13 protein-coding genes and 3 tRNA genes are annotated in these 14322 nt (G+C 70.0%); 4 read left to right on the top strand and 12 right to left on the bottom strand.

Annotated elements, in window-relative coordinates:
* Positions 1-198 precede the first annotated feature (198 nt).
* The 7 genes from Dvina_RS53110 to crtI form a co-directional block, all read right to left on the bottom strand.
* Positions 199-272: transfer RNA gene (locus Dvina_RS53110), tRNA-Phe, on the bottom strand.
* Between the two features lie 29 nt (positions 273-301).
* Positions 302-375: transfer RNA gene (locus Dvina_RS53105), tRNA-Asp, on the bottom strand.
* A 40-nt stretch (positions 376-415) separates the two neighbouring features.
* Positions 416-488: transfer RNA gene (locus Dvina_RS53100), tRNA-Glu, on the bottom strand.
* 132 nt (positions 489-620) lie between these two features.
* A complete protein-coding gene (locus Dvina_RS53095; RefSeq protein WP_246656708.1) occupies positions 621-1490 on the bottom strand; it encodes a polysaccharide deacetylase family protein in 870 nt (289 codons plus the stop codon).
* Positions 1491-1658: 168 nt separating this feature from the next.
* Entirely contained in the window at positions 1659-2537 is an 879-nt protein-coding gene (locus Dvina_RS53090; protein WP_223106226.1) for a MerR family transcriptional regulator, read from the bottom strand.
* The gene (gene idi, locus Dvina_RS53085) at positions 2534-3064 is read right to left on the bottom strand and encodes an isopentenyl-diphosphate Delta-isomerase (protein ID WP_246655901.1); all 531 of its coding nucleotides are present in this window, start codon (positions 3062-3064) and stop codon (positions 2534-2536) included. Before idi ends, Dvina_RS53090 begins: the two co-directional genes overlap by 4 nt.
* A gap of 1 nt (position 3065) precedes the next feature.
* Complete coding sequence (gene crtI, locus Dvina_RS53080) at positions 3066-4556, bottom strand: phytoene desaturase family protein (RefSeq protein ID WP_223100049.1); 1491 nt, start codon at positions 4554-4556, stop codon at positions 3066-3068.
* 101 nt (positions 4557-4657) lie between these two features.
* Between crtI and Dvina_RS53075 the strand changes: the two genes are divergently transcribed.
* Both Dvina_RS53075 and Dvina_RS53070 read left to right on the top strand, forming a co-directional pair.
* Positions 4658-5620, top strand: a complete 963-nt coding sequence (locus Dvina_RS53075; RefSeq protein WP_223100047.1) for a phytoene/squalene synthase family protein — start codon at positions 4658-4660, stop codon at positions 5618-5620.
* A complete protein-coding gene (locus Dvina_RS53070) occupies positions 5617-6882 on the top strand; it encodes a cryptochrome/photolyase family protein (RefSeq protein WP_223100045.1) in 1266 nt (421 codons plus the stop codon). Before Dvina_RS53075 ends, Dvina_RS53070 begins: the two co-directional genes overlap by 4 nt.
* Here Dvina_RS53070 and Dvina_RS53065 read toward each other — a convergent pair.
* The 4 genes from Dvina_RS53065 to Dvina_RS53050 all read right to left on the bottom strand — a co-directional run bounded on the left by Dvina_RS53065 (position 6875) and on the right by Dvina_RS53050 (position 11711).
* Positions 6875-7207, bottom strand: coding sequence for a hypothetical protein (locus Dvina_RS53065; protein ID WP_223100043.1), 333 nt, complete (start codon positions 7205-7207; stop codon positions 6875-6877). The two genes, Dvina_RS53070 and Dvina_RS53065, sit on opposite strands and share 8 nt — an antisense overlap.
* A gap of 396 nt (positions 7208-7603) precedes the next feature.
* Entirely contained in the window at positions 7604-8410 is an 807-nt protein-coding gene (locus Dvina_RS53060; RefSeq protein ID WP_246656707.1) for a TrmH family RNA methyltransferase, read from the bottom strand.
* Positions 8410-10896 (bottom strand): valine--tRNA ligase, encoded by a 2487-nt coding sequence (gene valS / locus Dvina_RS53055; RefSeq protein WP_223100039.1) that lies wholly within the window; start codon positions 10894-10896, stop codon positions 8410-8412. Before valS ends, Dvina_RS53060 begins: the two co-directional genes overlap by 1 nt.
* A 26-nt stretch (positions 10897-10922) precedes the next feature.
* On the bottom strand, positions 10923-11711 hold the full coding sequence (locus tag Dvina_RS53050; protein ID WP_246655900.1) for an SDR family oxidoreductase: 789 nt from the start codon (positions 11709-11711) through the stop codon (positions 10923-10925).
* 54 nt (positions 11712-11765) lie between these two features.
* Here Dvina_RS53050 and Dvina_RS53045 point away from each other — a divergent pair, with 54 nt between their 5' ends.
* Both Dvina_RS53045 and Dvina_RS53040 read left to right on the top strand, forming a co-directional pair.
* Positions 11766-12047, top strand: a complete 282-nt coding sequence (locus Dvina_RS53045; RefSeq protein WP_223100035.1) for a hypothetical protein — start codon at positions 11766-11768, stop codon at positions 12045-12047.
* The gene (locus tag Dvina_RS53040) at positions 12034-12339 is read left to right on the top strand and encodes a ribbon-helix-helix domain-containing protein (protein WP_223100033.1); all 306 of its coding nucleotides are present in this window, start codon (positions 12034-12036) and stop codon (positions 12337-12339) included. The genes Dvina_RS53045 and Dvina_RS53040 overlap by 14 nt, the downstream gene beginning before the upstream one ends.
* Before the next feature lie 147 nt (positions 12340-12486).
* On the opposite strand, the gene Dvina_RS53035 is transcribed toward Dvina_RS53040, so the two are convergent.
* Complete coding sequence (locus Dvina_RS53035) at positions 12487-14235, bottom strand: VWA domain-containing protein (RefSeq protein WP_246655899.1); 1749 nt, start codon at positions 14233-14235, stop codon at positions 12487-12489.
* Positions 14236-14322 lie beyond the last annotated feature (87 nt).

Raw genomic sequence — 14322 nt, 5'->3', positions numbered from 1 at the left:
CAGCCGGCGATCCGATCGAATGCGACTACGTTGAGTAGTTAGAAGTACCCACTCCGTCACAAGCACTCATGCACCGACCGTCCGCTGCAGGGACCGCTGCGGTTGCTACATAAGGATCTTCACGGCGAGCCCTGACATACAAAGACCCCGACCGCGTTGCCGCTGGTCGGGGTCTGTAAAGCCCGGCGAAGAGCTTTGTGGGCAGGGGCGGGGTCGAACCGCCGACCTTCCGCTTTTCAGGCGGACGCTCGTACCGACTGAGCTACCTGCCCAGAGTGACCCAAGAACAAGGTGGGCCTTGCGGTCCTGACGGGACTTGAACCCGCGACCTCCGCCTTGACAGGGCGGCGAGCACTCCAACTGCTCCACAGGACCTAGCTATTCACTTACCAACCCGCACCGAGGTGCGAGACCGTGCCCCCAACGGGATTCGAACCCGTGCTACCGCCTTGAAAGGGCGGCGTCCTGGGCCGCTAGACGATGAGGGCGGCCCCGCTATCATCGCATATTGCACGACTAACGCGGTGTTGCTCCCATCCGGCCCCGCCGGAGGCTTTCAGAGCATACGTGACCCCTCACGCGTTCTCCAAATGAGTATCCCCCGGCGAGTCCGGACCGGCTCAGACAGGCATCGCTACCAGCGTGAACTTGCCCTTGAGCTCTGGCAGCAGCGTCTTGTACGCGGCCATCGTGGCGCTGCGGTCGCCGCCGCCGTCGTGGGAGAGGACGATTGAGCCGGGCTTCGTGTTGTTCCTCACTACCGAGCAGATGTGGTTGGTCATCTGCTGGCCCTGCCACTTCTTGACGTTCCAGTCCCACGGGTCGACGCTCCAGCCCAGGGACTTCATGCCCAGCTCCGCGGCGATCTGGACGGCGAGCGGGGTGAAGTTGCCGCCCGGGTGGCGGAAGTACAGAACCTTGGCGTCCGGCACTGCTTTGTGGATTTCGTCGCTCGTCTTCTGCAGGTCGGCGCGGATGGTGTCCGCTGACTTCTTGCCCAGGGCCTCGTCGTGGTTCCAGGTGTGGTTGCACAGCGTGTGGCCGTCCGCGACGATCTGCTGCACGTACTGCGGGTACTGCTTCACGTTCTGCCCGATGACGCAGAACGTGGCCTTGATGCCCTGGTCGCGCAGCATCTTGAGGATCGTCGGCGTGTCCGGGCCGGGGCCGTCGTCGAAGGTCAGCGCCACCGTCTGGTCACCCGTCGTGCGGATGATGCTGTCACCTGGAGTGCTGGGTGAGGCGGACGCGGAGGGGGAGGCCGAGGCCGACGTGGAAGCGGAGGCCGACGCGGACGGCGAAGCCGAGGCGGAGGCCGCGGCCGAGGGGGTCACCGATCCGGGCGCGGCGATCGGGTGGGCGATCGGGTCGCCGCCGCCCTGGCCGGCGAGGCCCTGGGCGGACCCGGAGCCGGATGCGTGCCACGAGGCGGCAGACGGGGCGTCGGACGAGCAGCCGGCGAGAACCACCAGGGCGCAGGCGCTGATCACTGCTCCCAACGCTGCGAGTCGTACACGAGGCATGAGGGGCTCCGAGGGGTATTCGGGTTCTTGCTGACGGAGCCACACGTTACTTATTCGAGACAGTCAGTGTCTTCCCGCGTTCAGCCCGTGGCACGAACCCGGGAGTACAGGGGCAAGGGACTTTTACGCAGATGACTAGGTGAGCGCTGACGTCAGTGCGACTACCGCCTCGGCGAGACTGTCCGGAAGTACCACACCCGCCGGTACGGACGGCCGATGCCAGCCCGGGCCGCCCGCGGCGACGACGAGTGGCCGGCTCCGCTCGGCGAGGATCGCCGCCAGCTGGGCCGGCCCGCCCGTGGACCGGATCTGCGACCAGACGAGCACTGCCGCGGGGCCCGTCCGGCGCACCGCGGCGGTCAGGGCCTCGGGAGGCACCCGCGCGCCGAGCGACCGGGTGGGGACGCCGTCGGCCGCCAGCGCGGCCGCGACCGCTTCGATGGGCAGACTGTGCTGCTCGTCATCTGCACAAGCCAGAAGAATTCGGGTTGGTACTTCCCCACCCGGCTGCGGCACCGCCCCGAACACGGCGCTGATGCACCCCGAGACCAGGTGCTCGACCTCGACGAGCTCGCCCGTCGCGGCGTACCGCTCGCCGATCGCCGCCAGCACCGGCCGCAGCACGCCGTCCCAGGCCGCGATGACCCCGAGCTCGCGGACGGCCTCGGCGATGCGCTGGCGCACGGCGGGCGCGTCCAGGCGCATCGCGGCGCGGTTGAGTCCGCGGACGGCCGACGTGAAGTCCGGCGCCGCGAGCGGTGCGGCGACCGGGGCGTCGGGCGTGGGGCGCCGGGCCCAGCGGGCGGCCTCGGCGGGGGCGACGCCCTCGAAGATCAGGCGCTGCATGAGCTCGAGGCGCTTGATGTCCTGTTCGGTGTACCGCCGATGATGCCCCGGCTCGTGCAGCGACGGACCCATGCCGTAGCGCTGGTGCCACGTGCGCAGGGTCGTCACGGCGACGCCGAGCCGCCGCGCCACGGCACCGGCCGAGTAGGCGGCGGCGGGGTTGCTCATGCCGCGGCCGACCGCCACGCATCGAGTACACCGGCCAGCCACGGCGCGTAGAAGTCGGGGAAGCGCTTCAGCCGGTCGGCGAGCTCGTCCGGGTGGACCCACTCGACCTCGGCGACCTCGGCCGGGTCGGCGCGCACGTCGCCGTCGTACGGCCCCACGAGCACGTGGTCGAACTCGAACTCGACACGTCCGGAGTCGGGGTCGTCGGCCTGGTAGAGGTACACCCCGACCTCTTGCAACGGCGGTGCGGAAACCCCGAGCTCCTCGCTGAGCCGGCGCGCCGCCGCGGTGGCGACGGGCTCGCCGGGGCCGGGGTGCCCGCAGCAGGCGTTGGCCCAGCGCAGCGCGAATCGAGTCTTCGCCGCGGCCCGCTGCTGCAGCAGGATCCGGCCGTCGGGCGCGACGAGCAGCACGGAGAAGGCGCGGTGGAGCCGGCCCGGGGCGCGGTGGGCGGCGTCGACGGTGGCGCTGCCGTCGGCTGCGCCGTCCGGCGTGACCAGCTCGACCAGCTGAGATTCGCGAGACAAGTTACTCCCCCGTGACACGGCTCGCCGCGAGACGGCCGGAGATGAGCACCATGGGCACGCCGACACCGGGCTGGGTGCCCGAGCCGACGAAGACCACATTGGACAGTGTGGGGTGGAGGTTGCCCGGCCGGAAGGGGCCGGTCTGGCGCAGTGTATGGGCCGCGGCGAACGGGGTGCCGGCGGCCATGCCCTGATCGGCCCAGTCGGCCGGCGTGATGAACTTCGACACTTCGATGCCGTCGCCGAATCCGACGTACCCTCGCTGCTCCAGCGTCTCGATGAGCTCGCTGCGGTAGGTCCCGGCGAGCGAGCCCCGCCAGTCCAGGAGCTTCGCGGTGAGGTTCGGCGTCGGGGCCAGCACGTAGTAGGTCTGCCGGCCCTCGGGCGCGAGCGAGGGGTCGCTGTACGTCGGGTTGGTCACCAGCAGCGACGGGTCGCTCATCAGCCGGCCCTGGTTGATGACCTCGTCGAACGACTCGCGCCACAACCGTCCGAAGTGGATGTTGTGGTGCGCCGTGGCGCCGTACGCCTGGCGCGAGCCGGCGTGCAGCACCACACAGGACGGCGAGTAGCGCAGCGAGCCCAGCAGCGGGCTGCGCCACCGGGTCGGCGGGAGCAGGTCGCGGTAGGCGACGGGCAGGTCCGGGTTGAGCACCACGACGTCCGCGGGGAACCGGCGACCGTCCGATGTGGACACGCCAGTGGCGCGGCCGTTGGCGACCTCGACCCGGCTCACCTCGGCGCCGTAGACGATCTCCACGCCGTGCTTCTCGGCGACTCCGGCGAGCGCCCGGGGCACCGCGTGGATGCCGCCCTCGGGGAAGTACACGCCGGCGACCGAATCGAGATAGGCGATGACCGCGTAGAGGGCGAGGGCCTGGTGCGGCGCGACGCCGGCGTACATCGCCTGGAACGAGAAGATGCGGCGGGTCCGCGGGTCCTTGAAGTACGAGTCGACCTTGGACTGCAGCCGCCGGAAGCCGCCGCGGCGGAACAGCCGCCACAGGTTGGCGGTGACGAGGTCGGTGGGCCGGTCCAGGTTGCGGTCGATGAAGTCGGTGCGCTCCAGGTCCCAGAGCTCGCGGGCGTGGTCGACGAAGCGGAGGTATCCGTCCGCCTCCCGCGACCCGCAGACCCGCGCGACCTCACCGGCCATGCGCGCGGTGTCGGCGATGACGTCGAGGGTCGAGCCGTCGGGGAAGTGGGCGCGATACGCGGGGTCCAGCTTCCGCATCGGCAGCCAGGCCGAGAGATCCTCGCCGACCGTCGCCAGCACGTCTTCGAGCAGCTCCGGCATGGTGAGCACGGTCGGGCCGGTGTCGAACCGGTAGCCGTCGAGCTCCAGGCGCCCGGCCCGGCCGCCCGGGTGGTCCTCCCGCTCCAGGAGGGTGACGCTGCGCCCTGCGGCCGCGAGCCGGATCGCCGCGGCCAGCCCGCCGAGCCCGGCGCCGACGATCACAACGCGATCCGTCCGCCCTTCAACGGTTCGCATGGTGTCCCCCTGTGGGTTTCGGGTAGCTGTGCTCGCAAGGGTAGCGTAGGCTCGGGCTTGCGTCGATTCGCGCGTCGATTGGACGCAAACTTGGAGGTCAGATGGATGCGTCCCTTGCCGCTGCGTACGAGCGGTGCCGCGAGTTGCATCGGTTCCACGGTCGCACCTATTACCTCGCGACGCGACTGCTGCCGGAGTGGAAGCGCCGGCATGTGCACGCTTTGTACGGGTTCACGCGGTATGCGGACGAGATCGTCGACCGCAGTGAGGGCGGCACCCCGCAGGCCCGGGCCGACGAGCTCTCCGCGTGGTCGGCCGAGTTCCTGCGCGGCCTGCGCGGCGGGCACACCGACGACCCGCTGCTGCCCGCGGTCCTGCACACGATCCAGGTGTTCGACATCGACCTCGAGGACTTCCGCAAGTTCCTCGACAGCATGGCGATGGACCTGACCGTCACCGAGTACGAGACCTATGACGACCTGCTCGTCTACATGGAGGGCTCGGCCGCGGTGATCGGCACCATGATGCTGCCGATCCTCGAGTCGTCCGACCGCGCGGCCGCCCGCGAACCGGCCCGCCAGCTCGGCCTGGCCTTCCAGCTCACCAACTTCATCCGGGACGTGGCCGAGGACCTCGAGCGGGGGCGGATCTACCTGCCCCAGCGCGACCTGGCCGAGTTCGGCGTCACCCGGGCCGACCTCGAAGCGGCGCTCGCCGCCAAGCAGAGCTCTCCGAACATCAAGCGACTCATCCGATACCAGTTGGAGCGCGCCCGGCACCACTACGCGCTCGCGGCACCCGGGATTCCGATGCTCGCCTCGAAGTCGCAGGCGTGCATGCGGGCCGCTTATCGGCTGTACGGCGGCATTCTCGACGAGGTGGAGGCGCAGGACGCCGACGTGTTCGCGGCGCGGGCGACGGTACCCAAATGGAAGCGCTTGGCCGTTGCTCTTTCCTGCATCCTGGCCCGGCCGGGCGCTCCCGTCCCGATGCCGACCGCGACGGAGATCCCACAGCAGCGTGAGGGGGCGGCACTGCTCGACCTCCGGGGCACCACCGCATGAAGACGTGCGTCGTGCTGTTCACCCGCGACCTGCGCGTGCACGACAATCCGGCGTTCGCGTCGTCGGTCGGCGCGTTCGATGTGGTCCTGCCGCTCTTCGTGCACGACCCCGCCCTTCCGGCCGGCGACAATCGCCGGGCGTTCCTGCGTGGGGCGCTCGACGACCTGCGCTCGTCGCTGCGGGCGCGCGGTGGCGACCTGGCCGAACTGCACGGTGACCCGGTGACCGAGGCGATTCGCGCGGCGAAGACGGTCGGCGCCTCCGCGATTGCGATGGCCGCCGACGTCAGCGCGTATGCCCGGTCCCGGGAAACGCGCCTGGCCGCGGCCTGCGAGTCCGAGCGGCTGGCCTTCAAGACTTTCCCGGGCGTGACGGTGGTGCCGCCGTCCGCCGTCCGGCCGGGCGGCGGCGGGTCGCACTACAAGGTGTTCACGCCGTATTACCGGTCGTGGGAGGCGTTCACGTTCCGCGACGTCGTCGGCGCTCCGAAGAAGGTCTCACTACCGGCCGACGCGCCGAAGTCGTGGTTCTCCACCGCGATCGGTGACGCCGGTGAGACGGCCGCGCGGAAGCGGTTGTCGTCGTGGCTGGCGGACATCGCGGCCTACGGTGACATTCACGACGATCTGGCCGCCGACCGGACCTCGCGGCTGAGCCCGTACCTGCATTTCGGGTGCCTTTCCCCGCGCGAGGTCGTCGATCGCGCGCAGGGCCAGGAGGGCGCCGAGCCGTTCATCCGCCAACTCTGCTGGCGCGACTTCTACCACCAGGTGCTCGCCGCGTTCCCCGCGCTGAAGAGCAAGCCGTATCGCGCGAACGCCGAGGACGAGTGGCGCGACGAGAAGGACGCCCTGCAGGCCTGGCAGGAGGGTCACACGGGCATGCCGATCGTCGACGCCGGCATGCGCCAGCTGCGGGCGGAAGGCTGGATGCACAACCGCGCCCGCCTGATCACCGCCTCGTACCTCACGAAGCACCTGTACGTGGACTGGCGCGCCGGCGGCGACCACTTCTTCGACCTGCTCCTCGACGGCGACGTGGCGAACAACTACGGCAACTGGCAGTGGGTCGCCGGCACCGGCAACGACACCAAGCCGTACCGGCGATTCAGCCCTCTGCGCCAGGCCGAACGCTTCGACCCGACGGGCGAGTACGTGCGCCGGTACGTCCCCGAGCTGGCCCACATCCCCGGCAAGGCGATCCACCAGCCGTGGGAGCTACCCGCTGCGCAACGCCGCGGCTACCCCGCGCCCATCAAGTGACGTCGCGCCCTTTCGACACCACCGGGGCCCGCCCGGCGGCCGGGTTGATGACGGAGTCGAACCATCCCCGGTGCCGGTCGCTGCGGGCCCACTGCGCTCGCCGCGGCCGCTGATCCCCGTTCAGGGCTACCCCGGCGGCCCGCAGCGCGGCACCCGGAACCCGCCGAGGCAGCAGCCCGTAGACGTTGAGCGTCCACTCGGCCGCCTTGCGGAAGTCACACGGATACACGCTTCCGCACGCCGAGCACTCCTCGCCGCTGAGCGACGGCAGGTGCACGGCCACAACCTGCTGCGCGGCCGCCACCCCGGCCTGTGAGTTCCCCACGGTTTGTTGAACCACCTTTCCCGCGTGCACGTAGGTTGGAGCAGGAGGGCGGGGTAGCGCCGCCGGGCCGCCAAGGGTCAGTTGGCTTTCCCGGGCCGGCGCACCCGCCCGTTCACCCGACCGCGCGAGCTTCCTGAGCCACACCGGCTCCGGACACCCTTGGGCACAGCGTTACGGGGACGTACACAAAATCGTCCAACGTGCACATGCAAAGTGCAACGACATGTGGCCCAACGGCGCGGTGAACTGCCCGGTCATCACCTGATCGGGTGACATGGAGCCGGTGGTCGCCCTTGTGTCCACGGGCTCACCGCTCGCCCAACGCTGCAACGACGTGATGGTCACGCTCAGCTGTCCGGGCGTCATGCACGGCGGGTTTTTCCGAATCGGCCCGGCTTACCAGCGGGACTTTCTGGCCTGCGCCTCGTAAAGCAGGATCGACGCGGAGACGGAGACGTTCAAGGAGTCGCCGGAGCCCAGCATGGGGACGGCTACCCGCTGGTAGCCGTGGCCGTACCAGCCCTTGGCGATGCCGTAGCGCTCGCTGCCGACCACCAACGCCGTGCGGCCCGAGTAGTCGGCCTGGCGGTAGTTGACTGCTTCGTCGGTGTCGGCCAGGAGGACCGAGAAGCGCTGCGACTCCAGCCAGGCGACGGCGGCGTCGACGGTTTCGTACTCCAGGGTGGGTACCGTCAGGATCGTCCCCTGGCTCGCCCGGATCACCTTCGGATGCGTCAAGCGGGTCTTGCGGTTCGTCAGCACCAGGGCGTCGGCGCCGCACGCGTCGAGTGAGCGGATCAGGGTGCCCAGGTTGCCGGGGATCTCCAGGCCGTCGGCGACCAGGATCAGGGCGGTCTTGCCGAACCGGATGTCGCGCTCGTCCCAGCGGGGCAGGGCGGCCAGCGACAGCAGACCGTCGGGCTTGTCGCGCTCGGAGATCTTCTCCAGGGTGCGCAGGGAGATGCGGAACGAGCGCTCGGCTCGCTCCGCGATCTCCTCGGCGCGCTTATGGGCCTCGTCGGCGTAGATCGCCTCCGGGCACCAGAAGAACGTGTCGATCGGCGCACCGGACTCCAGCAGCATGTTGTGCGCCCAGAGCCCCTCGGCGACGAACAGCTTGTAGCGGTTCGGGGCCGTGTTGTTCTGGATGTGCTGCACCTGGCGTACGGCCGGGTGCTGGACTCCGATGGCCTGCAGTTCCATCACAGACTGACGGTAGCCGACAACTCCTCCGCCTCGGAGATGGCCCAGTCCCGGACGTTGCCGGCCGCGGTCAGGTCGGCCTTGACCATGTGCAGCGTGCCGACCGGCCCGGCGACCTCGAGCCGGGTCACCTCGGCCTTCATCGACTGCTGCGCGCCCGACTTGGCCCGCCGGATCGCGCCGAGCACCTCCGCCGCCACCACGAACGGCGCGGTGTCGGCCGGCATCGGGGGCTGCGGCCAGGGCGCGCGGTGGACCGAGCCCGCCTGCCACCAGGACCAGACCTCCTCGGCCACGTACGGCAGGAACGGCGCGAACAGCCGCTGCACGGCCGACAGCGCCACCGCCAGCGCGGCCCGGGCCGAGTCCACTTCGGACGGTTCGGCCTCACCGTAGGCGCGGGCCTTCACCAGCTCCACGTAGTCGTCGCAGAAGGTCCAGAAGAACTGCTCGCTCAGCTCGAGGGCCCGGGCGTAGTCGAACGCCTCGAGCGCGGCCGTCGCCTCGGCGACCACAGTGGACAGCGCGCCGAGCAGCGCGCGGTCCACCGGCTCGGTCACCTTCGCCGGGTCCGGCTCGGCGCCGCCGAAGCTGAGCACGAACCGGCTCGCGTTGAGCAGCTTCACCGCCAGGCGCCGGCCCACCTTGAACTGGTTGACGTCGAGCGCGGTGTCGACGCCGCGGCGGGCGCTGCCGGCCCAGTAGCGGATCGCGTCCGCGCCGTACTGGCCCACGAAGTCCTCGGGCGAGTCCTTGGCGTTGTCCTTGGACTTCGACAGCTTCTTGCGGTCCGGGTCGAGGATCCAGCCGGCGATCGCCGCGTGCTTCCAGGGCAGCACGCCGTGCTCGAAGTGCGCGCGCAGCACCGTGGTGAACAGCCAGGTCCGGATGATCTCGTGGGCCTGCGGGCGCATCGCCATCGGGAACACCAGGTCGAACAGCTCCGGGTCGTCGAGCCAGCCCCCGGCGATCTGCGGGGTGAGCGACGACGTGGCCCAGGTGTCCATGACGTCCGGGTCGCCGATGAACCCGCCCGGCTGCCCGCGGTCGATCTCCTCGAAGCCGGCCGGCGTGTCGCTGCTCGGGTCCATCGGGAGGGAGTCCGGGACGATCGGGTCGTCGTAGATCGGGTTGGCGTCGGCGTCGAGGCGGTACCACAGCGGAATCGGCACCCCGAAGAACCGCTGGCGGCTGATGACCCAGTCGCCCGTGAGGCCCTCCACCCAGTGCTCGTAGCGGGACCGCATGTGCTGCGGCTCCCACTCGAGCTCCCGGCCGCGCTCCAGCATCGCCGCGCGCAGTTCGGGCGTCCGCGCGCCGTTGCGGATGTACCACTGCCTGGTCGCCACGATCTCGACCGGCCGGTCGCCCTTCTCGTAGAACTTGACCGCATGCGTGATCGGCCGCGGCTCCCCGTCGAGCTCGCCCGACGCGCGCAGGAGCGCCACGATCTTCTCGCGGGCCTGGTTCACCGTCAGCCCGGCCACCGGGGCGTAGAGGTCCTCGTCCACGCCGTCCGGCGGCTGCAGCCCGAGCCGCCCGTTGCGCTGCATCACCGTGCGGGTCGGCAGGTCCAGTTCGCGCCACCAGATGACGTCGGTCAGGTCGCCGAACGTGCAGACCATGACCAGTCCGCTGCCCTTGTCGGGGTCGGCCAGACGATGGGGCAGCAGTGGTACTTCCACATTGAACAGCGGCGTGCGCACGGTACCCCCGAAATGGGCTTTGAAGCGGTTGTCCTCGGGGTGCGCCACGAGCGCCACACAGGCCGGCAGCAGCTCCGGCCGGGTCGTCTCCACGAAGAACTCACCGAACTTGATCCGGTGATAGGCGCCCGGCCGCTCCCGGTCCTCGAGCTCGGCCTGGGCCACCGCCGTGCCGAACGAGACGTCCCAGAGGGTCGGCCCGTCCAGCGCGTACGCCTCCCCGCGACCCAGGCTGTTGAGGAACCCGCGCTGCGCGGTGGCCCGGGCCCGGTCGCCGATCGTCGTGTAGAGGTGGCTCCAGTCGACGGAGAGGCCCAGGAGCTTCCAGAGGTGCTCGTAGGACCGCTCGTCCATCGCGGTCTGCCGCTGGCACAACTCCACGAAGTTGCGCCGGCTGATGTGCACGCGCTCCTTGCCCGGCCGGGCCGGCGGCTCGAAGTCTGGGTCGTAGGGCAGCGTCGGGTCGCACTGCACGCCGAACGTGAGCTGCACCCGCCGCTCGGTCGGCAGCCCGTTGTCGTCCCACCCCATGGGGTAGAACACGTCGCGCCCGCGCATGCGCTGATAACGGGCCACGATGTCGGTCTGTGTGTACGAGAACACATGCCCGATGTGCAGCGCTCCGCTCACGGTCGGCGGCGGCGTGTCGATCGCGAACACGTTCGCCTTGTCGGCGCCGCGGTCGAACTCGTAAATGCGCTGTACCTCCCATACGCGCGCCCACTTCTCCTCGAGACCGTCGAGACTGGGGCGCTGCGGAATGCGATGGGTATCAGGCATGCATCCGATGCTATGGCCTCCCTTTTTCAAACACCTCTCAATTCCTTCGGCCGCCGCCCGGTGAGCCGTTCGACGTGGTCGGTGACCTCGGCCAGCTCCCCGTTGGCGATCGCCTGGTAGGACGTCACCCATCCGGCGACCTCGAAGTCCGGCGCCCCGTAGTGCGCGCGCGACGCGTACGCCTCCTCCACCGTCTCCGGCACATACCGGAGCCCAAGCTTCTCGGCGGCCTCCTGGAGGCTGAACGCTTCAGGCCCGGTCAGGGTGTACGTCTTCCCGTCATGCCGCTGCGGCTCGTCCAGGACGGCCACGACCGAGGCGGCGATGTCGTCGTAGCTGACCGCCGCCACTCTCCCGTCGCCGCCGGGCCCGCGGATGACACCGTGCTCGTCAGCGAGGCGCGGGATCATCTCGAGGTACATGTTGTCGCGCAGGAACGTGAACGCGAGCTCCGTCTCCCGGATGTACTGCTCCGTGTACCAGTGATCGCGCCCCAACGTGAACGTGCAGTCCTTGGCCGCGCCCGCGAACGACAGGTACACGATCCGCTGCACCTTGGCCTGCACCGCCGCGTCGATGGCGCTCTTGTGCTGGGCCAGCCGGTTCGGATCCTCACGCCCGGACACGAGGAACAGGGTCTCGGCACCCTCCAGTGCGGCGGTCATCGCGGCGGTGTCGCTGTAGTCGGCGAACTTGAGCTCTTTGTCGGTTTGAGGGGCTTTCGCGGGATCACGCACGAGCAGCGCGTGCGGCCGCTGCAGCAACTTGGTGACGCGCCCGCCGACCTGCCCCGACGCTCCGGTAACCACGATCATGCTGCCAGTATTACGCGTACTGGACGGCGTATGACGGCCGTCGTACATTGGGGTATGCCCTACCGCTGGTGGCCGGCGACCTTGGCGGCCCTCAACGGCATCGACCCGCTCGAAGCATTGCAGGCCCTGAACGCCGACCGCCGCCTACCGAGGGCGGGCGTGGCTCTGGACCTGCCGGTCCTCAGCGTGTGGGCCCGCACCGAAGCAGGACGCCCACTGATCGTCGTCCTGAGGCACGAAGGCGGCCTGGAGTGGCTCATCGTCGGCGCGCTGGACATGACGCCCGCGCAGGTCGCCGAGTTCGAAGCATGGGAGGCAAGTCATGCGCCCGAGTGACGACCAACTGGACCAGCTGGCGCTCGCGGTAGCCGCCGGCAACATCACGTACTCCGACACTCCAGCCGCCCTACCCCCCAAGCCGGACGGCGAGACGATGGCGGTCTACTCCGTCCGCCTCCCCACCGAGACCGCTGAGCAGTTGGCCACCATCGCCCGGCGCCGCGGCGTCAAGCCGTCGACCCTGATGCGCCAGATGATCGAACAGTGCCTGGCCACCGAGGCCGACGACCACCCGATCTCCCTCTCCGACGCACTGCGCGCCCTGACCACCCTGCGCCGCCTGGCTTAGACGGTCGCGGTCGCCTCGCCGCTCGGCGTGGTAGCTGTGGCCGGGGTAGGTTCAGCGGCCGGCGGCGCTACGTGGCGACCTGAACCGCGCTCTGAGCCTTACCCGGGCCGCCTGTCGTGGTGGCCCGGGGCTCGTTGCCGGACGTGTCTACTTCGGCTGGGCGATCTGGCCGCGCAGGGCGATGGCCTGCAGGAAGATGTCGCCGATCTTGGCCGGGTCGGGGGCTACGAAGGTGCCGCCGCCCACCGCGTCGGTGATCTGCTTCATCTGGGCCTCGCCCACCTTGTCGCCGATGCCGATCAGGATCATCTGGATCGGCTTGGCCGGGTCCTGGGCGGCCTTCAGCTGGGCGATCAGCTCCTCGATCTTCAGGCCGCCGGCCGGGTCGTCGTTGGCGCCGTCGGTCATGACGATGATGGAGTTGACCCGGCCGCTCTCGTAGCCGCTCTGCACGCGCTTGTACGCGGCCAGGATGGTGTCGTAGAGGCCGGTGTCGCCGTTCTTCTTCGGGGTGATCTGGCCCAGGGCCTGCAGGCAGGCGGGGCGGTTGCTGATCAGCGGGCCGATCGGGACGAGCTCCTTGTAGTCCTTGTTGCCGTCGAGCAGGGTGGAGAACTCCCACACGCCGAGGGCCCAGGAGTCGTCGAAGAGGCCCAGGCCCTTGCGGGCCGCCTCGAGGGTCACCTGCATGCGGGTCGCGTTGCCGGCCGTCGGGACCGGCTCCAGCATCGAGCCGGAGATGTCCAGGACGGCGAGCATGCGGGCCGGGAGAGTGATCGCCTGCCACTTGGTCAGCAGGCCCTCGACGGTCGCCGCGTCCGGCAGTTGCGGTGCCGCGGCGGCAAGCGCGCCGGGGGCGTTGGCCGGGGAGACGAAGCCCCGGCCGGGGGCGCCGTCGGCACCGCGGAGGCCGATCGCGCCGAGCTTGTCGCGGAACGTCTGCGTCTGCAGGGACTTGAGCAGCTCGTCGGCGATGCCTGTCTTGTCGGCGCTCAGCGTGACGTACGGGTAGTCGAGCGGCGGCGCGGCCGGGTCGGTGTAGAGCGCGGCCAGGCGGACGGCCGGCTGCTGGCCGTTGTACTGGATGATCGCCTGCTCGGACAGCGGCGCCACGGTCAGGCTGGTGCCGAGCGTTGTCGGGTCGCTGCCCTTGGGGAACTTCTGCATCAGGTCGGAGCGCACCGCGGAGCGGCCGGCGGCCAGCGCGCGCAGTGCCTGCGTCGCGGTCTGGGTGGCCTGCTGTGCGTTGCCGCCGCCGGACGCCGCGGCCACCGTGGCCAGCGTGAGCAGGCCGCCGAGGCCCGTCGAGTCGCGCGTCGGGTCGGTGATGCCGACCTTGATCTTCTGGTCGGTGGCGACCTTGGCCAGCAGGTCGGCGTACGTGATGCTCTTCTGCGGCCACCCGAAGGTCTGCGCGATCGGCTCCGGCATGGCCAGCACGACGGGGCTCATGGCGATCGAGTGCGCGCCCGCCGGGACCGTCTTCTGGTCGACGGCCCGCAGTCGCTGCAGCCACAGTGACGAGTCGGCGACCCAGACGTCCGGAATGCGGGTCTTGCCGTTGGGCTGCCCGACGCCGGTGAGCGTCTTGCTCGACTTGCCGGCCAGCGCCGCCGCGACGTCGGCCGGGTCCTCGTCGAGGACCTCGATCTCGACGCAGTTGCCGTTGTTCTTGGCCTGCTCGACCCAGTCCGCGGCCTGGGCCTTGATCGCGGGCGAGAGGTCCGCGGGTGCGCCGATGCTGAGCTTCGCCTGGGCGGTGCCGCAGGAGGGCTTGGAGTACTTGTTGAACGCGTACCAGCTGCCGGCGAGGACCACGAGAACAGCGACGGCGGCGGCGCCGAGTTTCAGCGCACCGCCCGACGACCCCGAAGGGCGGTGGCGACCTTTCTTCACGGCTCTCTATCCTCCGGACCGGGGGCCTTCGCGGCGGCATACCTTCGGTTGGAAATCACTGACGGTACGCATCCCAACAAACGAACG

It is taken from the genome of Dactylosporangium vinaceum (genome assembly GCF_019904175.1).
Classification (GTDB): domain Bacteria; phylum Actinomycetota; class Actinomycetes; order Mycobacteriales; family Micromonosporaceae; genus Dactylosporangium; species Dactylosporangium vinaceum.
This window is presented reverse-complemented; position numbering and strand designations above follow the sequence as displayed.